This is a genomic window from Arthrobacter sp. V1I7, from assembly GCF_030817015.1.
In the GTDB taxonomy this organism is placed as follows: Bacteria; Actinomycetota; Actinomycetes; order Actinomycetales; family Micrococcaceae; genus Arthrobacter.
Genome location: NZ_JAUSYS010000001.1, coordinates 3,241,517 through 3,262,050, shown reverse-complemented (window position 1 = coordinate 3,262,050; position 20,534 = coordinate 3,241,517). Strand labels below are relative to the sequence as shown.

Here is a 20,534-nt window from a genome sequence, read left to right as displayed (position 1 = left end):
GGAATATCCAGTAGCATCCGAGAGTGATCCAACGACTGCGCGAACTGGGCGAGGTGACGCCGCTGGCCTTCTGGCTGGTGCTGCTGGCCTGCGCCTACTTTGCGGTGGTGGCCGTACGGCTCACCGTGGTCGACGTCCGGCACCACCGCCTGCCGGACCGGATCGTTTTCCCTTCCTATGCAGTGGCAGGGGCGCTGTTGCTCGGCGCGGTGGCGACCCATGCCCTCGCGGGGGCCGCTGCCGTGGCCTCCGTGCCCGACGGCGATGCCGGTCTCTTCGGCGTGCCCGGCCTGCGCGTCGTCGCCGGGGGCGCGGCGCTGTGGCTCTTCTACTTCCTGCTCAGGGCCCTCTACCCGCCGGGAATGGGCTTCGGCGACGTCAAGCTCGCAGGCGTCCTCGGCATGTACCTGGGGTTCCTCGGCTGGCCGCATGTCCTGGCCGGGACTTTCGCCGCGTTCCTCTTCGGCGGGCTGTGGAGCCTCGGCCTGCTGGTCTCGCGGCGCGGCACCCTGAAATCGAGCATCCCGTTCGGGCCGTTCATGCTCGCGGGAACGGCCGTGGCCATGATGGTGCCCGCGTGACGCGGTCCCTGGGTTCGCCGCCGATCGGGGAATCCGCCGGTTAGGCTGGCAACATGGCTACCCCCGACTTCATCCTCAAGCTGCGCGAAACAATCGGCCACGACACGCTTTGGATTCCGGCAGTCCGGGGCGTCGTGTTCGACGACGCCGGACGGGTGCTGCTCGGCCAGCGCGCGGACAACGGGCGTTGGGGCCTGATCGCCGGAATCCTGGAACCCGGTGAGGAGCCGGCACCGGGACTGTTGCGGGAGATCATGGAGGAGACCGGGGTCGTCGCGGCCGCCGAACGTCTCGTGGCCGTGGATGCCACCGGCCACGTGACGTATCCGAACGGGGACGTCTGCCGTTACCTGACTCTGGTTTTCCGCTGCCGGTATGTTTCGGGGAAGGCGAGAGTGAACGACGACGAGTCCCTCGCCGTCGGCTGGTTCCGGCCGGAGGACTTTCCGGAGCTCATGCCCGGGCACGGGGAGGGCATTGAGCGGGCCGCGCAGGCTGACGGGGCCGCGCACTTCCAGCGCTGACCGCTGGGAATCGGAGGTTGGGGTTAATTGTCGGTGCCCGGCCGTAGCCTGCTTCTGTCCAGCCATCCGCTGGAACCAGTTGGCCCGGGTGTCCGGGCCGGAAATGGGGAAGCATGACAGACTCTGCCCTGACCCACGTTTACGTCCTCCTGGACCGATCGGGATCCATGAGTGCTATTGCGGACGACACGGTGGGCGGTTTCGCTGCCTTCGTCCGCGAACAGCAGGCGGTCGCCGGCCGCTGCCGGCTCTCCCTCGCCCAGTTCGACGACAGCTATGAGCGGGTCTACGCCGCCGTGGACATCGGGGATGTGCCTGCCCTTGACCTGCAGCCCCGCGGCAGCACGGCCCTCCATGATGCCCTGGTGCGGCTGATCGGGGAGGCGGGCGCCGAGCTGGCGTCCCTGCCGGAGGATCAGCGCCCGGGCACGGTCCTTGTTGCCGTCCTGACCGATGGCCACGAGAACTCCTCCCGGGAGGCTACCGGGGCCATGGTCAAGGCACTGGTCGAGCAGCAGCAGAGCCAGTGGGGGTGGCAGTTCACCTATCTGGGCGCTAACCAGGACGCCGTGCTGACAGCCAGCGGCCTGGGCATCCGGGCCGAGGACGCCTTGACGTATGCCGCGGGGAACGTGGACGCGGCCTTCTCGGTCCAGTCGGCCAAGACCCGCCGGCTGCGGGAGGCCCGGATCGGCGGCGCCAGCATGGCGGACGCTGCCGCGGCAGCGGCCTACACGGTTCAGGAGCGGCGGGCTGCCGGGGGAAAGCCGCCCCGGACGTAGCCACGGGCAGCGCGGTGTCGGGCCCAAAGCGCCGCGAACGACGTCGCCCGGCACCCTTGGCTGAAGGGTGCCGGCCGACGGCGGACGATCAGTGACCGCGGGCATCGCCCGGGGCGGCTGCGGCATCGCTGTGACTCGGCCTTGTGGTGGCTCGGTCTTGTGGTCACTAGGCCTTGTGGTGGCTAGGCCTTGTGCGGCGGACGCGTCATGGACATGACGTCCAGGGCGGTGTCCAGCTGTTCCTCGGTCAGTTCGCCTCGTTCGAGGAAGCCCATGGCCACCACCGTTTCGCGGATGGTCAGGCCCTCGGCCACAGCCTTCTTGGCGATTTTGGCGGCGTTTTCGTAGCCGATGAACTTATTCAGCGGGGTGACGATGGACGGGGAGGCCTCGGCCAGGAAGCGTGCGCGCTCCACATTCGCGGTGATGCCGTCGATCATCTTGTCCGCCATGACGCGGCTGGTGTTGGCGAGCAGGCGCACGGATTCGAGCAGGTTGGCGGCCATGACCGGGATGCCAACGTTCAGTTCGAAGGCGCCGTTGGTGCCGGACCAAGCGATGGCGGTGTCGTTGCCGATGACCTGCGCGCAGACCATGATGGAGGCTTCGCAGATGACCGGGTTGACCTTTCCGGGCATGATCGAGGAGCCCGGCTGCAGATCCGGGATCGCGATTTCACCGAGGCCGGTGTTGGGTCCGGAGCCCATCCAGCGCAGGTCGTTGTTGATCTTCATGAAGGAAATCGCGATATTGCGCAGCTGGCTCGAGGCCTCGATCAGGCCGTCGCGGTTGGCCTGCGCTTCGAAGTGGTCGCGGGCCTCGGTCAGCGGCAGTCCAGTGTCGGCGGCGAGGAGTTCGATCACGCGCTCCGGGAAACCGGCCGGGGTGTTGATGCCGGTGCCGACGGCCGTGCCGCCGAGGGGAACTTCGGCCACGCGGGGGAGGGAGGCGTTGATGCGCTCGATGCCATAACGGACCTGCGCAGCGTAGCCGCCGAACTCCTGGCCCAAGGTGACCGGGGTGGCATCCATGAGGTGTGTGCGGCCGGACTTCACGACGTCCTTGAATTCGACGCCCTTGCGTTCCAGCGATTTCGCCAGGTAGTCCAGCGCCGGGATCAGGTCATTGATCAGCGCGGAGGTCGCAGCCACGTGGACCGACGTCGGGAAGACATCGTTGGAGGACTGCGAGGCGTTGACGTGGTCGTTCGGGTGGACGACCTTGTCGCTGCCGGCGGCCTTGAGGGCACGGGAGGCAAGCTCGGCGAGGACCTCGTTGGTGTTCATGTTGGAGGACGTGCCGGAGCCGGTCTGGAAGACGTCGATGGGGAAGTCGCCGTCGTACTTCCCGGCAGCAACCTCATCGGCAGCGTCGGCGATCGCCTGGGCCAGCTCGCCGTCGAGCACTCCCAGTTCTGCGTTGGCTTGGGCGGCAGCCTTCTTGACCCGTGCGAGCGCCTCGATGTGGGTGCGTTCCAGCGTCTTGCCGGAGATGGGGAAGTTCTCGACCGCACGCTGCGTCTGGGCGCGGTACAGAGCATTCACGGGGACGCGGACTTCGCCCATCGTGTCGTGTTCAATGCGGAACTCTTCGGTGTTCAACTCTTCAGTGGAAGTCATGGAGCTAGCTTATTGGGCGGGGCGCTGCACCGAAAACCGTGAACCGGTTGCAGGCCCGGCCGCCGCAGACCCTAGAGTTCGCCGATGGAGGAAACGAGGTCGGCCCTGCCATCGGCCAGGCTGTAGGCCAGCCCGATCACCGCGGCCCGCCCACCTTCGACTGCGGCAGAGATCACCCGGGAGCTGTCTACGAGGTGCTGCGACGCCTGCTTGACGTTCTCGACCACCATGTCGTTGACGTCGTCCTGGTTGTTCCGCAGCGAGGTCAGCACCGCCGGGGTGATCCGCTCCACCAGGCTCCGCATGAACCCGACCGGCATCTGGCCTGTTTCGACGGACTTTTTGGTCGCGGTGACGGCCCCGCAGCGGTCGTGGCCCAGGACCACGATCAGCGGCACGCCCAGCACGCTGACGCTGTATTCCAGCGAGCCGAGCACGGCGTCGTCGATCACCTGGCCCGCGGTGCGGACCACGAAGGCGTCGCCCAGACCCAGGTCGAAGATGATTTCGGCAGCCAGCCGGGAATCGGAGCAACCGAAGATCACGGCGAACGGGTGCTGGTCCTCCACGAGGGAGGACCGGCGCGAAGCATCCTGGTTCGGGTGGGAGGAAGCGCCGGAAACGAAGCGTTCGTTGCCTTCACGGAGACGGCGCCAGGCAAGTGCAGGAGTCAGGTAAGTGGCCACGGCCCTACTTTACGGGGACGGCGTGGCGGAAGGTGAAACTGTTGCTTCGGGGTTACTGTCCAATGCCTTCGCGACGGCAGCGGCCAGGACGCTGAACTCGTCAAGCTGGGCCGGGCCGCTCAGGATGACGGTGGTGCCGCGGTGGACCAGCACCATGCTCTTGTCGCCCTTGCCACTGTCCCGGAGCTCCCAGTCCCGCCCGCCGGCGTTCCTGGTCCCGGTCACGGGAGCGTTCCTGACCTGCTGCAGCAGCCACGTGGGATTGGACTGCCGGGTCTGCACCAGGCCGATGAAGGACTCCTTCGGCGTGATGTAGCCGACTTCCCAGGTGGCGACCCCGCTGCCAGTGCCGGACTCCCAACGGGCGTAATTCGGACGGAATGTGTCGCCCGGGGAAGGTGCCAGCGGTGTGAATCCCGCCACACCCGCGGCATTCTGCGCAATGGCGCTGACGTTGACGTCCGGCCGGTAGCCGTCGCTCTTCGGCGATGGGTTCAGCAGCACGATCGGAAGGAAGGTCCCGATGCTCAGAGCCAGCGCGATGATCATCCCGATCACCGAGGCGTTCGCCCGCTTCGCCGCCCCCGGCGCGATCACGGGCTTGACTGCGCCGGCGGCGCCCTGAGCGGCTCCGCCGGCAGGGGCTGCTGGGGCTGTTGCGGACCTATCCTGCATTTCACTCACCCCTCTATAGTCGCCCATGACGGTGCCGTTCTCACATTCGGGACGGCCGGCCGGGAGTCCGGTGAGGTGTTTCGCGGGTTGGTCATGCTGCGACGCAGCTTTACCGGCGCGACTATGATCAGTATCAGACGAATCACCGCGGCGGATCGACCTTGGCCGTCCGGGTTCAATGATCGCCACTCGAAGAAGAGGTTCACGTGACACCAGCGCCAATGACCCAGAAGTATTCCACGCTTTCCCCGTCTCTCGCCGTCGGGATCGACGAGCCTGACCGCAACCTTGCACTGGAACTGGTCCGCGTCACCGAAGCCGCGGCTATCGCCGGCGGCCACTGGGTTGGCTTCGGGGACAAGAACAAGGCGGACGGTGCTGCCGTCGACGCCATGCGCTCTTTCCTGCAGACGGTCCACTTCAACGGCGTTGTGGTCATCGGTGAAGGCGAAAAGGACGAGGCGCCGATGCTGTTCAACGGCGAACGCGTCGGTGACGGCACCGGCCCCGAGTGTGATGTCGCCGTCGACCCGATTGACGGAACCCGGCTGACCGCGCTGGGCATCAACAACGCCCTGGCCGTGCTGGCCGTGGCCGAACGTGGCTCAATGTTCGACCCCTCCGCCGTGTTCTACATGGAGAAGCTCGTAACCGGGCCGGAAGCCGCCGACATGGTGGACCTGCGCCTGCCGGTCAAGCAGAACCTGCACCTGATTGCCAAGGCCAAGGGCGTCAAGGTCAACCAGCTCAACGTGATGATCCTGGACCGCGACCGGCACCGCCCGCTCGTGGAGGAAATCCGTGAAGCCGGGGCACGCACCAAGTTCATCATGGACGGCGACGTCGCCGGCGCCATCGCCGCGGCGCGTTCCGGCACGGGTGTTGACGCGCTGATGGGCATCGGCGGCACACCGGAAGGTATCGTTGCGGCCTGCGCCATCAAGTCCCTCGGCGGCGTGATCCAGGGCCGCCTGTGGCCCACGAGCGATGACGAAAAGCAGAAGGCCATCGACGCCGGCCACGATCTGGAGCGCGTGCTGTCCACCAACGACCTCGTCTCCAGCGACAACTGCTACTTCGCGGCCACCGGCATCACCGACGGCGACCTGCTGAAGGGTGTGCGCTACTCCAGGGACAAGGTCCTCACCCAGTCCATCGTGATGCGGTCCAAGTCCGGCACCATCAGGTTCGTGGACGGCGAGCACCAGGCCAGCAAGTGGGAAGGCTACGCCCGCAAGGGCTAGGCCGCCGCGGACCAGCGTCCGCAGCACATCAGCACCACCACCGGATCCCGGGACGCGCTCCGCGCCCCGGGATCTGCTGCGTCCGGCGCCGGCGCCGCCGCAGCGGGGGACATGTCCAGTGGTCGCGGGTGGGGCGGGCTGCGCGCCGGCCGCCCGCGGGGGGACATGTCCAGTGGCCGCGCCCGGGAATGAGCAGAGTGGCATTCTGTCCGCTCGCCGGCCTTAGCGGTGGGCATGTCCAGTGGTCGGCGGGTGGGGCGGGCTGCGCGCCAGTCGCAGCGGGGGACATGTCCAGTGGCCGCGCCGGGGAATGAGCAGAGTGGCATTCTGTCCGCTCGCGGGGCTTAGCGGTGGGCATGTCCAGTGGTCGGCGGGTGGGGCGGGCTGCGCGCCAGTCGCAGCGGGGGACATGTCCAGTGGCCGCGCCGGGGAATGAGCAGAGTGGCATTCTGTCCGCTTGCCGGCCTTAGCGGGGGGCATGTCCAGTGGTCGGCGGGCGGGGCAGGCCGGGGCACCAGTCGCAGCGGGGGACATGTCCAGTGGCCGCGCCGGGGAATGAGCAGAGTGGCATTCTGTCCGCTCGCGGGCCTTAGCGGGGAGCATGTCCAGCGGTCGCCGGGCGGGGCAGGCCTTAGCGGAGGGCATGTCCACTGGTCGGCGGGCGGGGCAGGCCTACGCGCCAGCCGCAGCGGGGGACATGTCCAGTGGTCGCGCCCGGGAATGCGCAGAGTGGCATTCTGTCCACCCGCCGGCCTTAGCGGGGGGCATGTCCAGTGGTCGGCGGGCGGCTGGCCAGCGGCAAGTCAGCGCCGGATAGCTGTGACCTTGTCCCTCAACGGTCGGAGCTTCGCGGGGATCGTCTTCGCGGCCTGCGCAGCCCGGCGGGCGAGCTGGTACCCGGCATAGCGCAGCTTCCGCACCGGCAGATCCCAGGTGCCCGGGTACTCGACCCCGCGTCCGCCGAACGATTTCTTGAACGCCGTGAAACCGGCCCACTTGTGGTCCGGCTGGTCTTCGGGGGCCACACCCCAGAGGTCCACGTGCTTCAGGCCCTTTTCCTGGGCATCGGCGATCAGGGTCACCAGCAGCGGAATCCCGGCACTGAGCTTGCGGTGGGTATCGTCCAGGGCGGCGTGCGCGTAGGTGCGGGTGTCCGCCGAATCGTATGCGAGGGCGGCGGCGATGGGCGTGCCCTCCAGTTCGGCGATGAACAGCGTCGCGGCCCCGGCCGGCATCAGGGAACGGGCCACCTGGCTCAGGTATTCATCGCTCTGGGGCTTGAAACCGTTGCGGGCGGCCGTCATGTGCAGGAACTCCAGCAACACCGAGATCTCGGCCGGATCCCGGCTGGAGCGGAATGTCACGCCCTTCTTATGGATGTTCCGGTACAGGTTGCGGTTCACCGGTTTCATGTCCGCCAGGACTTCCTTGAAGTCGCGGTCCAGGTCCACGATCCAGCTGAGCTCGGGCTGCTGGTTCGCCGGCGCGGGCTGCAGGCCGCGGCCGCGCAGCAGGGCGGCGGCGTCGGGGACTGCCAGGCCGGCGCTTACCGGCTCGATCCGGACGAACACCGCGCGGCGGCGACGTGCCAGTTCCGTCAGCGCCGCCAGCGCGGCGTCGAACGCTTCCAGCGATGCGGCCACCGGACCGTAGGGCGCGTACAGCAGCTTCCCGGCCGGGTTCGACTCCTCGACCGCGAGGAAGCTCCAGCCGGGTCCGGACTCTTCATGGACAGTCCGGCCAAGCGCGCGCTGGAAGTCTGCCCACGGGGGGCCCTGCAGGAAATAGTCCACGTCGTCAGGCCTTCAGCCCGGTGGTCACGGCAAAGGCCAGGGCAGTCTGGGTGGCGCCGGAGACGGCGTGGACGTTGACCGGGGCCTCGGCGGCGGGCAGGAACGCGCTCGCGCCGTGGTCCAGGCGAAGCTCGCCCTTGGGGGAGTCGAGCAGGACGGCGCCCGCGACGACGATGATCACGGCGGCGCCGGACTGCGCCAGCGGGACCGGCCCCCCGCCGGGCTGAAGTTCCACCCGCTGCAGCTGGAACTCCCGGAACGGGGGACGGAAGAGCTCCTGGCCCAGCATCGTGGTCTCGGCGTCGAGCATCGGCACGCCCACGGCCTCGAAGGCCACGGTCTTGAGCAGCTCCGGCACATCCACGAACTTGGGCGTCAGGCCGCCGCGGAGCACGTTGTCGGAGGAGGCCATGACCTCGATGCCCAGGCCGCGCAGGTAGGCGTGCACGTTGCCGGCCGGCAGGTACACAGCCTCTCCCGGGGCTAGCGAGATCCGGTTCAAGAGCAACGAGATCAGCACCCCCGGGTCTCCGGGGTAGTCGCCGTTGAGGTTGACGACGGTGGTCAGCTCCGCCACGTGCGATGCCATCGGCGCTCCGGAGATGAGCGCCGCGGTGATCATCGCGGTCGCGTGCGAGACGTCCTCGCCGCCGGCGATCAGCCGCTCGAAGGCGGCACGGAGGGCCGCCGGTTCGTCGGGCCGCGCCAGATCGTCCAGCAACCGGGGCAGCAGCGGCGGAAGCTCCAGCCCGGCCAGGTCAAAGCAGGCGGCCAGATGCAGGAATACGGCCCGCGACTCCGCGGCCGGACGGAAGCCGCACAGCGCCTCGAAGTCCGTCAGTGCGAAGATCATTTCAGGTTTGTGGTTGTCGTCCTTGTAGTTGCGTTCGACGGCGGCAGGGTCGACGCCGGCTGCCTCCTCGCGCGCAAAACCTTCCCGCGCCTGTTGCAGCGTCGGGTGGACCTGCAGGGAGAGCGGATGCTCGGCGGCGAGGACCTTGAGCAGGAACGGGAGCCGGGGCCCGAATTCGGCGAGGCTCTCGCCGCCCAAATGGTGTGCTGGGTCCTCAGCGATCAGGGCGTCCAGGGTCCGGCGACCGTCGTCGTCGGAGCCCGCGGCGTGCGCCCCGCCGGAGCCGGACGCCGCGTACGAGAGCGCCACGGACGGGGAGTCCGGGTGCGCGCCGATCCACAGCTCGGCCTCGGGGCCGCCGGAGGCGGGCCTGCCGAGCAGTTTGGCAATCGCCGTCGTGGAACCCCAGGCGTAGGGCCGGAGGACGTTCTCGAGTTCGTACACTGCCTGGTCCCTATCTGGTCAAAAACGTTCGGTCGTTAAGGTTTCGGTGCAGCACCGGATCAGGTCCCGCCGGTGTCCTGCTGTCCGGCGGCCGGCTGTCCGGCGGCCGGCGAAAGTGCTAAAGGGGCGCGCACAGGCCGTTGGTGGCGACGAGGTCGCGGATCGACTGCTCGTCGCCCTGGCGCTTGAAATCGTTGAGCATCTCTTCGGTGATCGGCTCGCCGTCCGGCGTCGTGGTCACCGGGGTGAAGTCCGACGGCGACGGCGCGGGCTGCGTGCCGGCGGCCGCACCGGCGGCCGAGAGCGGTCCGGGCGCCGCCGCCTGGGGCAGCACGCTGTCCTCGGCCGAAGCCGAGGCCTTCGCGGCAAGGAGCTGGTCAACCCGCTCATGGATGACGTCAAAGTCCGGCACCGTGGAGAAGGACACATCGAAGTCCGGCGGGCCGATGGTCAGCCGGCTCACGTCCTGGCCCTTGGCCTTCATGGCCAGGTCCACGAAGCTTCCGAGCTGGCTCGCGGAAATGTTGGAGTCCACCACCTTGGTGCCGGCCTTGGCAATGTCTTCGAACTTGGACAGCAGGGTGGCCGGATCGAGCTGCTTGAGCATGGCCTGCTGGACGCACTGCTGCCGCTGGATCCGGGCGTAGTCGTCCACGAATTCCCGGGAACGGCCGTACCAGAGGGCGTGGTAGCCGTCCAGGGTCTGGTCTCCGGCCGGGATCCACCCCAGCGGCATGCCGTGGATGCCGTTGGCCTCATCCACCATGTCACCGCTCATGGGGACCCAGCCGCCGGCCTTGATCTTGATGCCGCCCATCGCGTCGATGAGCTTGGAGAAGCCCTCCATGTCCACCAGCACGTAGGCCTGGACCTTGATGCCGAGCGTGCCGGAAACCGCCTCCAGCGTCGCCTGGGCCCCCGGGTCCTGCACCCCGGGGTAGAGGTCCTGGTGCTTGTTGGTGACTTCCGTGTTGATGGCGTTGATGAGGCACTCGTCGCCGCAGTCGTAGCCGTCGGGGTAGATGCTGCGCATGGGGGAATCTTCGCTGAACTGCGCATTCTGGAGGTTGCGCGGCACCGAAATGATGGCGGTCTTGCCGGACTTGGCGTCAACGCTGATGACGGAGAGACTGTCCGGACGGCGCCCCGTGCGGTCCGCTCCGGCGTCGCCACCCATCATGAGGAAGTTGTAGCGGCCCTCGGACGGTTCGATAGTGGGCCCGTTGGAAAAGATGCTCCCGATCGCGTCGCGTCCCACGTTGAGCAGGTAGGCCGCGTAGCCGAGGGAACCGCTGCCGAGGACCATCGCCAGCACCAGGGCCACGACGACGGCTGGACGCAGCTGCGGCTTGAGCAGGACGGGGCGGATCAGGCGCAAAGTGTTGTAGAACAGGGCGGCCCAGCCGAGAGCGAGGGCCGCGAGGCCAACGACCAGCAGGAGCGAAGCGATGGGGTTCGTGATCAGGTTGATCAGCGTCGAACGCGTTGTCAGGAGCAGGACAACCGCCGAGAGGGCCAGGGCCCACACCACCAGCGTGATGCGCAGGGCGGCCCGTCCCAGCCGCCGGTTGCCCGCCGCGATCTGGGCGCTGCCGGGAACCAGCAGCGTCATCAGGACCAGCAGGAACGCGCGCTTGGTCAGGACCGGTGCCGCGGCGCCGGAGGGATACCGGACGGGGTCCGTCAGGGACGGCTGCTGGTTCTGCCGTTCCGGCCGCTGACTGTTCCGCGGAGCGGGGGCGTAGCTGTTGGTCATCAGGTAATCCTTAACGGCTGCCCCGCGGAACGACGTTTCCGTCGGCGAACACTTCGCTCACTTTTTGCCGCAGGTTAGCGCCTTTGCGCGTGGCGACGTCGTTGAGTTCCTGGGCGAACTCAACGAGGTCTGCCCTGAGCTGGACGGCAAGGCTGTCCGTGCCCGACGCCAACATCCGCACGGCCAGCAGTCCGGCGTTCCGCGCGCCGGCGATGGACACCGTGGCGACGGGAACGCCGGCGGGCATCTGCACGATGGAGAGCAGGGAATCCATGCCGTCGAGCGTCTTGAGCGGTACGGGCACGCCGATTACGGGGAGCGGCGTGACGGAGGCGAGCATGCCGGGCAGGTGCGCTGCGCCGCCCGCTCCGGCAATGATGACGCGCAGTCCGCGCTCATGCGCGGTCTGCCCGTAGCGGATCATTTCGACGGGCATGCGGTGGGCGGAGACGACGTCGGCCTCAAAGGGGATACCGAATTCAGCAAGGGCTTCGGCGGCTGCCTCCATGACGGGCCAGTCCGAGTCGGAGCCCATGACGAGGCCCACGAGGGGGCCGCCGTTGCCTGCATCTGGCGTTGCGGGGCTGGCAGTCTGCGTCTCGATGCTGGCGCTCATGCGGTCTCCTCGGAAAGTCCTGTTGGGGTGCCGGCCTGGGTCCGTCCGGTCCGGATGATGTTGGCGACGTTGGTGGCCCGTGCCCGGACCGAATCAACCTCCGCCGTGGACGTGCCGACAAGGTTGACATGGCCGATCTTCCGGCCCGGCCGCACGGCCTTACCGTAACAGTGGACCTTGGCGGCGGGCTCGCTGGCGAGGGCTGCCGGGTAGGCGGAAAAGAGGTCCTGGTTGTCGCCGCCGAGGAAATTTTTCATGACGACGACGGGGCCGAGAACGTCCGTGGCGCCCAGCGGCAAGTTGAGAATGGCGCGGAGGTGCTGTTCGAACTGGCTGGTGACCGAGCCATCCTGCGTCCAGTGGCCCGTGTTGTGCGGGCGCATGGCGAGTTCATTGATCAGGAATCCTGCGCCGACGCCCGGAGTTTCGAACAGTTCCACGGCCATGACACCCGTGACGCCCAGTTCGTTGGCGATCCGGAGGGCGGCATCCTCCGCCGCCGCGGCCACGTCGAGCGGGATGTCCAGGGCCGGGGCAATGACTTCGTCGCACACCCCGTCGACCTGGATCGTGTGCACCACTGGCCAGGCACGTGACTCGCCATCCGGGGTCCGGGCAACAAGGGCCGAGAGTTCGCGGCTGAACTCCACCTTGGCCTCGGCCAGCAGCGGAGACATCGCGTCGAACCATGAGGAAGCGCCGGCGGCGTCCTCGGCGGAATCGATGATCCGCACGCCTTTGCCGTCATAGCCGCCCCGCGGAGTCTTCAGGACCACGGGCCAGCCGGTGTCCTCGCCGAACGCTATGAGCTCCGCCACGTCGGCGACGGCGGCCCAGTGCGGGTTGGGCAATTCCAGCCGGTCGATGGCGGCGCGCATCACCAGTTTGTCCTGGGCGTTGACCAGGGCATCCGGGCCGGGATGGACGTTCACGCCGGCCCGGATCAGGGCGCGCAGATGCTCGGTGGGGACATGCTCATGGTCGAACGTCAGCACGTCCACGCCCCGGGAGAACTCGAGGAGATGGTCGAGGTCGGTGTAGTCACCGACCGGCGCGTTGGCCACGGCGGAGACCGCCGAGACGTCCTCACCTTCGGCAAGGACGTGGAGCTCGAAGCCCAGGGCAGTGGCTGCCGGGGCCATCATGCGGGCCAGTTGGCCGCCGCCAACAACACCGATTACAGGAAAAGTCACATCTCCCAGCCTACCGAAAACCTCACCCTAACCCCGACTCTGCGGCGGCGGGGGCAGGCGGGGCGGGGAATGCTGCCGCATTTCCACCCCTGCTTGGGCGGGCACCGAGGAGTTCCGGGCGCCACTCCCAGGGCCCCAGGAAGCGCAGCGGGGGCCGGGAGCCCGGCAATCGGCGCTAAAATGGGCCGTTGGCCCAAAGGCCGACAGTTCTGAGCAGGCCACGGAGGGTCATGAATACTACACTTACTGAGCGCATGCGCGGGCTGGCCTCGCTGTTCTGGCGCGAAGTGGCCAAGTTCGGTGCCGTGGGCGGTGTTGCGTTCGTCATAGACAACGGACTTACGTACTACCTGATGCACGGGCCGATGACCGACAGCGAGGCCAAGGCCCGCTTTGTCGGCGCCAGCGTCGCCACCATCTTCTCCTGGATTGCCAACCGCTTCTGGACGTTCCGCCACCGCCGCCAGGACAACGTGGTGCGCGAGTTCCTGATGTTCATCCTCATCAACGGCATCGGCATCGGTATCTCCACCGGATTCACCGCGCTCGCCAAGTATGCGTTCGGCGTCACGGACAAGAACATGCTCTTCGCCGCCGGCATCGCGGGCATCCTGGTGGCAACCGTGGTGCGGTTCTTCGCTTACCGCTTCCTGGTGTTCAACAAGGAACTCGACGAAGAGCCGGAGTTTTCCCACGACCACGAAATCATCGAGCGCCACCCGCACCCGCACACCGCGAACGGCGTCCGCGTATCGGAGCCGCCGGTCAAGGACCCGGAGCTGCCCGGACACGGATCCTAGGCGGCGCCGGCTCCCCGGCGTCGATTCTCCGGGGCCGACTCCTAGGGAACGTCGACCCGTTCTGCGCTGAGCAGCTTGTCCGTTACCTCGACGTCGGGGTGCACCAGCACCACCGAACCGTCATTCTTCCAGGCGCCCAGCGAGCGGGCCAGGGCCGCCTCGAGGCCGTCACCGGCGGGCACCAACAGCCGCTGCGCTTCGTCCTGCAGTACCGCGAACCCGTCCAGCAGACCGGCGTGTGTGTGGGCCGTCCCGGCGGTGGTCAGCAGCGCCGGGCGGGATGCTTCCGGCTCCACGTGCGGCAGAAAGACGTCTCCGTGGGACCGGACTTCCGCGGCGTAGTCGACGGCGCCGCTCGGCAGCTCGCCCGGCCAGCGCATGGCGAGGGCGGGCAGCGCCACCGCCAGGACCGCGTCGAATGCCCCTTGTGCGGCGGCAGGGCCGGGATCGGCTGTGGCCACCAGATCCGCTTCGCCCGCATCAAGCACCAGTTCCATCCCCAGCTGCCAGGCCGCGAGGGCGAGGATCACGGACTTCCAGTGCGCCGGCAGGTCCAGCCGGAGCCGCGTCCCGGGCTCGGCGTCGAGCTCGTCCTGCAGGAGGTTGCTGGTTTTCGCCACCCAGTTGTCCAGGACCCGGCCGGAGAGCTCAACGCGCTCGCCCTGCGGTCCGTACCAGGTGAGCCGCGGCGAGGTGGACTGGCCGGAACGCAGGGCTGTCATCAGATCGAATGCCGGGATGCTCATGCTTCATCTTGTCACGGCAGCCGTGCCACGGCGCCGGCACATGTGATCTCTGTCATAGCTCGGCCGGAGGTTCAGTTTCGGCTCCCGCGTATCCGGCCGGAACGGCCCGGAATTCCGGTACAAACCGCGGCAGGCAATCCGCGCGCGGACATCAACGGTTACGGCACGCGCAGTAGGAAGAAAAAACTCCCGGGCGTGGCGTGCCCCCGGTTCGTGTCTCAAGTTGATTATTATCTCCGCCGTGGCTTGACTCCCGGATACTTACACGCGTGTAATTAGGTATCGAAGGCCAATGCGCAGAAACCGGAACACATCCGGGTGTCCTAGGGGCGGGCAAAGGCTGCAAAATCAGGAGGGAACGCCATGGGGCTAGCAGAGCGTATCCATGAAGATGAGGCCGTTGCCGGCCAGGCTACGGCGAAATACCGGTCGCGCGGCGTGCCGAGCGACTGGTACGTAGATCCGGCCGACCCGGACGCAGCAGACCGCTACAACGAACACGCCAGAGACTCGCTCCAGGACCAGGCCACGGCCTTCCTTGCGGCGCACGACGAACTTCTGGCCGGCAGCCCGGACCAGGACAACGATCTGCACGACCCTCCGATGGAACTGCAGACCCAACACGGCGGAACCACCGTGCAGCCGGTCTGGGTCGGATTGCCTTCCCGGCAGGACTTCGACGATGAAGGTGAGCTCGGCTGGCAGACGGATGCGCTCTGTGCGCAGACAGACCCGGAGGCGTTCTTCCCCGAGAAGGGCGGCTCCACCCGCGACGCCAAGAAGGTTTGTGGCGCATGCAATGTACGTTCGCAGTGCCTCGAATACGCCCTGTCCAATGACGAGCGTTTCGGGATCTGGGGCGGCCTCTCCGAGCGGGAGCGCCGCCGGCTTAGGAAGCGAGCAGTCTAATTCTTCAGGAAGTACGAGTCACCGCCGTTGTGGTCTCCCACGACGGCGGCGACTTCCTCCCCAGGACCCTGGCGGCGCTGGCAGGCCAGACCCGGCCGGCGGATGCTGTTATCGGCGTCGACACCGGTTCCCGCGACCACTCCGCAGCCCTCTTGGAACAGGCGTTCGGCAAGGCCAACGTCACGCACTTCGAGCAAGCCCGGAGCGGCATGGGCGCCGCCGTGGCGGCCGGGCTCAGCGCCCATGCGCCGTGGCACGCGGAAGCCGGGACCGCACGGGACGGTGGAGCCGCCAAACGGCCCGGCGCGGACTGGATCTGGCTGCTGCATGACGACGCCGCACCGGCCCCCGAGGCCCTCGCCGAACTGCTGCACGCCGTGGAACGGGCCCCGTCGGTCACCGTAGCGGGCTGCAAACAGCTCGACTGGCATGCCGAACGCCGCCTGATCGACGTCGGCCTGTCCACCAGCCGCTGGGCCGAACGCCTGACCCTGATCGACGCCGACGAACTGGATCAAGGTCAGTACGACGGCCGCAGCGACACGTTCGCCGTTAATTCCGCCGGCATGCTTGTCCGCCGGGACGTCTGGGAGGATCTCGGGGGTTTTGACCCCGCACTCCCCGGCAGCGGCGACGACGTCGACTTCTGCTGGCGCAACCGGCTGGCCGGACACCGGGTGGTGGTGGTTCCGACCGCCAGAATGTTCCATGTTTCGCATCGCCCCCAGGCGCTGGGCAATGCGAGGGCGGCCCGTAAGGCCCAGGTCCATCTGCGGCTCAAGCACTCGGCCGGCTGGCAGGTCCCGTTGCACGCGGCAGGCGCTCTCCTGGGAAGCGTTTTCAAACTTGTCCTGAGCATCGCCGTCAAGGACCCGGGCCACGGCTTCTCCCAATTGCTCGCAACGTTCGTCGCGCTAGGACGCCCTGCGGCGGTGATCCGCGGCCGCCGCAACGCCGCCAAGTCCCGCCGCATCCGCCGTTCCGTGATCAAGGGACTCCAGACACCCCGACGCGAGGTCTGGGCCCACCGGCGCTCCCTGATGGAAGCCCTGGGCGCAGACGACGCCGGGGAAAGAGTCACCGGCGACGGGTTGGCCGACCAACCCAGCGGGGACTCAGCGCATGACTTCGCTGCCCTCGCCACCTCCGAACGTGGCTGGGTGGGCAACGGTGCGCTGCTCGCCGTGCTCGTCACCACGGCCGCATCCCTGATCGGCCTGCTCAACCTATTCCGGGCCGACGCGGCCTCGGGCGGTGCTCTGATTCCGGTCTCGCCCCGGCTGGCCGAGATCTGGACCCACGCCTCCGGCTGGTGGATCAGCCTCGGTGCCGGCCTGCCCGGCCGCGGCGACCCCTTCGATTACGTGCTCTGGCTGCTGGGCGTGCTTGGCGCCGGAGATGCCAACGCGGCGGTGGTCTGGCTGCTCATCCTGGCCATGCCGTTGTCCGCACTCGGTGCCTGGTTCGCGGCCGGCGCTCTGACGCAGCGACGCCGGCTCCGTCTGGTCGCCGCCTCCTTCTGGGCCTGTGCACCGGCCCTTCAGGTGGCACTCAACCAGGGCCGCCTCGGCGCGTTGCTGGCGCACGTGCTGATGCCCCTGCTGGTCCTCGCGCTGCTGCGGGCCACCGGCACCGCCGTCGGACGCGGGCGTTATGCTGTTCCGGCCCCGGGGGAGAGGCGCTTTACGGAGAAGCTCCCCGCTAGGCCCGGCATCAACGGAACCCCCTCCTGGACCGCGGCAGCCGCAGCCGGGCTTGCGCTGGCCGTGGTCACCGCGGCGGCCCCCGCCCTGCTGGTGCCCTCCATCGTGGTGGTGATCCTGTGCGGCGTGCTCCTCGGCCGCCGGGGCCGCACGGTGTGGTGGGCGCTGCTGCCCAGCGCGGCGCTCTTTGTGCCGTTCGCCTTCTCGGTCATCGACCGGCCGCGGGCCCTGCTGGCCGATCCCGGCCTTCCCCTGGGCTTCGACGCGGCGCCGCTCTGGCAGCAGGCGCTGGGCCAGCCGCTCGGTTTCGCCGCGGACGGCGGCCTGACCGGCCTCCCGTTCTTCGGCGGCACCGCCGGCGGCCCGCTTGTGCCGTGGGCGCTGATGCTCGCCCTGCTGGTCGGGCTGCCCGTCCTGCTGCTCGCGACCGCCGCGCTCTTCCTGCCGGGACGCCGGGCATACGTTGCCCGGTGGCTCTGGGCGGCGTCTGTGCTCATGTTGGCCGGCGGCTGGCTCGCCGGGCACATCGCCACCGGGGCCGGCGCCGGCGTCCTGGTCGCCCCCTTCACCGGACCTACCGTGTCCGCTGCCGCGTTCGGAATCCTCGGCGCCGCCCTGCTCGGAGCCGAAGGGTTGCTGGACGCCGCCGGCCGGGCCGCCGCAGCGACGGCCGGACGCAGGATCCTGATCCGCACCACTGCCGCGACGGCCACGGTCCTGCTGCTCGCCGGACCGCTGGCCGGACTCACGGCGTGGGCCGCGCAGAACCTCCTGCAGCCTGGGACTCCGGCCGCGGCGTCTGCCGACGCGCGGGCAGCTGCCGATTCGACCGGGACTGCCGCTGCCGCGGCGGACGCCGGCTCTCCGGCCGGCGCGGGAAGCCTCGGCACCCCGCGGCTGGTCCAGCCGGCCACGCCCCGCACCCTCCCGGCCACGGCGACCGACCGCGGTGAGGGCCCGGAACAGGCCCGGACCCTGATCATCTCCATCACCGGAAACGGCGGCTACGACGCCACGCTGATGCGCGGTGCCGGTACCACCCTGGATGCGCTGTCCGCGGTCGCCGCCGCCCGGTCCATCCAGGGGGAACCGGGGCAGGAAACGGTCCGCGACGACGACGCCGTCGCCGGGTCCCTGCGCAGCGTGGTGGCGACGATAGTGGTCGGACAGGGAGTGGATCCCCGCGAAGACCTGGAACGGCTCGGAGTCGGCTTCGTGGTGCTGCGGGCCTCGGACACCGCGGCCCAACTCACTTCCAGCCGGATGGACGCCGTCCCCGGGCTGGTCGCCGTCGGCAACACGGACGCCGGCTGGCTGTGGCGGATCAGCCCGCTGAACCAGCCCGTCATCGAAGCTGCCGACGTCGCGCACCGCGTACGGATCGTCGACGGCGCCGGTGCGGCCATCGGGCTGTTGCCTTCGGAAGCGGTGTCCGCCGGCGCTCCGGTGCCAGCCGGGCCGGAAGGCCGCCTCGTCGTACTGGCCGAACGCGCCGACCCGGGCTGGACCGCCTGGCTCGACGGTCAGCGCTTGACCGCCACGACCTCGGGCTGGGCCCAGGCCTTCACCCTGCCCACAGAGGCCGGCCGGCTGAGCATCCGCTACGAGGCGCCGTGGGCCCTCTGGACGGCCATAGCCCAGACCGTCGTGATCGGCCTGACTGTCCTGCTCGCCATTCCCGTGCCGGCGCGCCGGCCGAACACCGGGCTCTCACGGGACGAAGGCTCCCTGCGTAAGGAACATCAGCATGCATAACGAATCCGGCGACGTCGCGAATGCCGGCCACGAAGCCGCCAGGCAGCAGGCGCCAGGAGGGCGGGCCCCGGAACAGCGGGGCCCGGACCAGTTGCTCTCTGGCGAGCAGGTTCCGGAGCCGCTGCAATCCGCGCAGCAGCCAGCACCAAAGCCGACCAGCCGGAGGGGGGCCGACCCGGCGCCGGCGAGGCTGAAACGCCTTCCGCGCGGCGGCACGGTGGCCGGCGTCCTCTCCGCCCTGGTGCTCGTCGCCGCGGGTGGCGGGCTCGTGTCGGCGGCCTCGCTGTCGCCGCAGGGACCCGGCAGCAGCAGGCTGCTCGAGGCGCCCCTGGCCGCCGTGCCCGCCGGCAGCAGCGTCGGCGTCTGTCCCGGACCCGCCCGGCTGCTGGAAGGTACGCCGGTGGGCACCGATCCGCAGTTCAGTCCGGAATCTGACACCGCAAACAGCGTCGTGAATGCGGTGGTGCTCAGCTCCACCGCGGGAACCCTCCCCGGCAGCCGGCTCGCTTCGCTGCAGGGCAAGACCCTGGTTGAGCTCGCCAAGGCCGCCGGCCCGTCCGCACCGGAGACGCCCGCCGCGAGGCCCGCCGCCGGGTCGCCCGTGCTGCGGGCAGGGGTGGTACCGCAGCACGCCGTCGACGGGGTCAGCGTCCTGAGCGCGGATGCGCAGGCGAACCGCCAGGCCTCCGCCGGCGCCATTCTGAGTTACACGGCCAGAGACGGCGACCTTCGCGGTTCAGCCGCGGCGGCCTGCCAGCAGCCGGCGAACGATCTGTGGCTGATCGGCGCGAACACCGCGCTCGGCCGGACTGCCGTCCTGAACCTCAGCAACGCCTCAACCACCCCGGCCACGGTCAGCCTCGACTTGTACGGGGCGAAGGGCCTGATCCAGGCCCCCGGAAGCCGGGGACTCCTCGTGGCCCCGGGCAGCACCCGCTCGGTCATCCTGGCCGGCCTGGCCCCCGGGCAGGAACGGCTCGGCGTCCGGGTGCGCAGCGCCGGCGGCCCAGTGGCTGCCGTAATCCAGCAGAGCGTGCTCCGCGGACTCACCCCGGGCGGAGTCGACTTCATCGTGCCGGGAACCGCTCCCGCCGTCCGTCAGGTGATCTCCGGCGTCGATATCCAGGATCCCGCCGCGCTGGCGGCCCTCACCGCGAAACCGGGTTCCGCCGACGCCGGGCCATCCCTCCAGATCGCGGTGCCCGGTTCCGCCGACGCCGTCGTGGCCATCAAGCTCTACGGACCTGACGGGCAGAAGGTTCTGCCCGGTGGCGGGGTCGTAAAGGCCACGGCAGGCACGGTCACCGAAGTCTCACTGGCCGGTGTGCCGGCGGGCTATTACACGGTCGAGGCCAGCTCGGACGTCTCCTTCGCCGCTGCCGCGCGTGTCACCAAGGGACTCGCTTCCGAAGATGCCTCGGATCTGGCCTGGTCCCCGGCCTCGGCCAGACTCGGAAGCCAGCATGTTGTGCCCCTACCCGCCGCGGGGGACCGCTATCTGGTGTTCGGGGCGCCGGACGGGCGGGCCACAATCTCCTACACGCCGATTACGGCTGACGGAAAGATCCGGTCGGCCGCCGCCGCGGACATGGCCGGCGGAACCACGGCCTCCATCAATGTGCCCGCCGATGTGGACGGTTCGCCGGTCGTGGGCTATCTGCTGTCCGCCGCCGGCGAGGCGTCCTATGGTGCCGTGCTGCTGCAGCAGGACGGCACGCAGGACATTTCAGCCGTCGCGGTGGCTCCCGGCGCCGCCGGCCAGGAACAGGTCCCGGTCACGCTGGGATACTGACTGCGGTTGGCAGGTACTGACTGCAGTCGGCGGAGGGACTGGTTGCGGTCCCGGTGCGCCGGA

General features: G+C 69.0%; 17 protein-coding genes. 8 read left to right on the top strand and 9 right to left on the bottom strand.

Features of this window, described 5'->3' with window-relative positions; all coding sequences use genetic code 11:
* Positions 1-23 precede the first annotated feature (23 nt).
* From QFZ69_RS14950 to QFZ69_RS14940, 3 genes are all read left to right on the top strand, one after another.
* Positions 24-581, top strand: a complete 558-nt coding sequence (locus QFZ69_RS14950) for an A24 family peptidase (protein ID WP_306919331.1) — start codon at positions 24-26, stop codon at positions 579-581.
* A 53-nt stretch (positions 582-634) separates the two neighbouring features.
* A complete protein-coding gene (locus QFZ69_RS14945; protein WP_306919329.1) occupies positions 635-1,105 on the top strand; it encodes an NUDIX domain-containing protein in 471 nt (156 codons plus the stop codon).
* Positions 1,106-1,218: 113 nt separating this feature from the next.
* Entirely contained in the window at positions 1,219-1,887 is a 669-nt protein-coding gene (locus QFZ69_RS14940; RefSeq protein WP_306919327.1) for a vWA domain-containing protein, read from the top strand.
* 182 nt (positions 1,888-2,069) lie between these two features.
* Here QFZ69_RS14940 and QFZ69_RS14935 read toward each other — a convergent pair whose 3' ends face one another.
* The 3 genes from QFZ69_RS14935 to QFZ69_RS14925 all read right to left on the bottom strand — a co-directional run bounded on the left by QFZ69_RS14935 (position 2,070) and on the right by QFZ69_RS14925 (position 4,867).
* Positions 2,070-3,506, bottom strand: coding sequence for a class II fumarate hydratase (locus QFZ69_RS14935; protein WP_306919325.1), 1,437 nt, complete (start codon positions 3,504-3,506; stop codon positions 2,070-2,072).
* Positions 3,507-3,577: 71 nt separating this feature from the next.
* Positions 3,578-4,192, bottom strand: a complete 615-nt coding sequence (locus QFZ69_RS14930; RefSeq protein WP_306919323.1) for a carbonic anhydrase — start codon at positions 4,190-4,192, stop codon at positions 3,578-3,580.
* Between the two features lie 9 nt (positions 4,193-4,201).
* On the bottom strand, positions 4,202-4,867 hold the full coding sequence (locus QFZ69_RS14925) for a DUF4245 domain-containing protein (RefSeq protein WP_306919708.1): 666 nt from the start codon (positions 4,865-4,867) through the stop codon (positions 4,202-4,204).
* Between the two features lie 221 nt (positions 4,868-5,088).
* Here QFZ69_RS14925 and glpX point away from each other — a divergent pair, with 221 nt between their 5' ends.
* Positions 5,089-6,111 (top strand): class II fructose-bisphosphatase, encoded by a 1,023-nt coding sequence (gene glpX, locus QFZ69_RS14920; RefSeq protein ID WP_306919707.1) that lies wholly within the window; start codon positions 5,089-5,091, stop codon positions 6,109-6,111.
* An 803-nt stretch (positions 6,112-6,914) separates the two neighbouring features.
* On the opposite strand, the gene QFZ69_RS14915 is transcribed toward glpX, so the two are convergent.
* The 5 genes from QFZ69_RS14915 to QFZ69_RS14895 all read right to left on the bottom strand — a co-directional run bounded on the left by QFZ69_RS14915 (position 6,915) and on the right by QFZ69_RS14895 (position 12,766).
* Positions 6,915-7,904, bottom strand: a complete 990-nt coding sequence (locus QFZ69_RS14915; protein ID WP_306919321.1) for a peptidoglycan bridge formation glycyltransferase FemA/FemB family protein — start codon at positions 7,902-7,904, stop codon at positions 6,915-6,917.
* A gap of 4 nt (positions 7,905-7,908) precedes the next feature.
* Positions 7,909-9,201: a mannose-6-phosphate isomerase, class I gene (gene manA, locus QFZ69_RS14910; RefSeq protein WP_307000209.1), complete on the bottom strand. Its 1,293-nt coding sequence runs from the start codon at positions 9,199-9,201 to the stop codon at positions 7,909-7,911.
* A 118-nt stretch (positions 9,202-9,319) separates the two neighbouring features.
* On the bottom strand, positions 9,320-10,957 hold the full coding sequence (locus QFZ69_RS14905) for an LCP family protein (RefSeq protein ID WP_306919319.1): 1,638 nt from the start codon (positions 10,955-10,957) through the stop codon (positions 9,320-9,322).
* Between the two features lie 10 nt (positions 10,958-10,967).
* Entirely contained in the window at positions 10,968-11,492 is a 525-nt protein-coding gene (purE, locus tag QFZ69_RS14900) for a 5-(carboxyamino)imidazole ribonucleotide mutase (protein ID WP_306919706.1), read from the bottom strand.
* A gap of 77 nt (positions 11,493-11,569) precedes the next feature.
* A complete protein-coding gene (locus QFZ69_RS14895; RefSeq protein WP_306919317.1) occupies positions 11,570-12,766 on the bottom strand; it encodes a 5-(carboxyamino)imidazole ribonucleotide synthase in 1,197 nt (398 codons plus the stop codon).
* Positions 12,767-12,996: 230 nt separating this feature from the next.
* On the opposite strand from QFZ69_RS14895, the gene QFZ69_RS14890 reads away from it, so the two are divergent.
* The gene (locus QFZ69_RS14890; protein WP_306919315.1) at positions 12,997-13,566 is read left to right on the top strand and encodes a GtrA family protein; all 570 of its coding nucleotides are present in this window, start codon (positions 12,997-12,999) and stop codon (positions 13,564-13,566) included.
* Positions 13,567-13,607: 41 nt separating this feature from the next.
* On the opposite strand, the gene QFZ69_RS14885 is transcribed toward QFZ69_RS14890, so the two are convergent.
* Positions 13,608-14,312: a TIGR03089 family protein gene (locus tag QFZ69_RS14885; protein WP_306919314.1), complete on the bottom strand. Its 705-nt coding sequence runs from the start codon at positions 14,310-14,312 to the stop codon at positions 13,608-13,610.
* Positions 14,313-14,675: 363 nt separating this feature from the next.
* Here QFZ69_RS14885 and QFZ69_RS14880 point away from each other — a divergent pair, with 363 nt between their 5' ends.
* The 3 genes from QFZ69_RS14880 to QFZ69_RS14870 are packed head-to-tail and all read left to right on the top strand — an operon-like array spanning position 14,676 to position 20,471.
* Positions 14,676-15,221 carry a WhiB family transcriptional regulator gene (locus tag QFZ69_RS14880; protein WP_306919312.1) on the top strand — a complete coding sequence of 182 codons (546 nt, stop codon included), beginning with the start codon at positions 14,676-14,678 and terminating at the stop codon, positions 15,219-15,221.
* A 29-nt stretch (positions 15,222-15,250) separates the two neighbouring features.
* The gene (locus QFZ69_RS14875) at positions 15,251-18,679 is read left to right on the top strand and encodes a glycosyltransferase family 2 protein (RefSeq protein WP_306919310.1); all 3,429 of its coding nucleotides are present in this window, start codon (positions 15,251-15,253) and stop codon (positions 18,677-18,679) included.
* Positions 18,672-20,471: a DUF5719 family protein gene (locus QFZ69_RS14870; protein WP_306919308.1), complete on the top strand. Its 1,800-nt coding sequence runs from the start codon at positions 18,672-18,674 to the stop codon at positions 20,469-20,471. Before QFZ69_RS14875 ends, QFZ69_RS14870 begins: the two co-directional genes overlap by 8 nt.
* Positions 20,472-20,534: the final 63 nt, after the last annotated feature.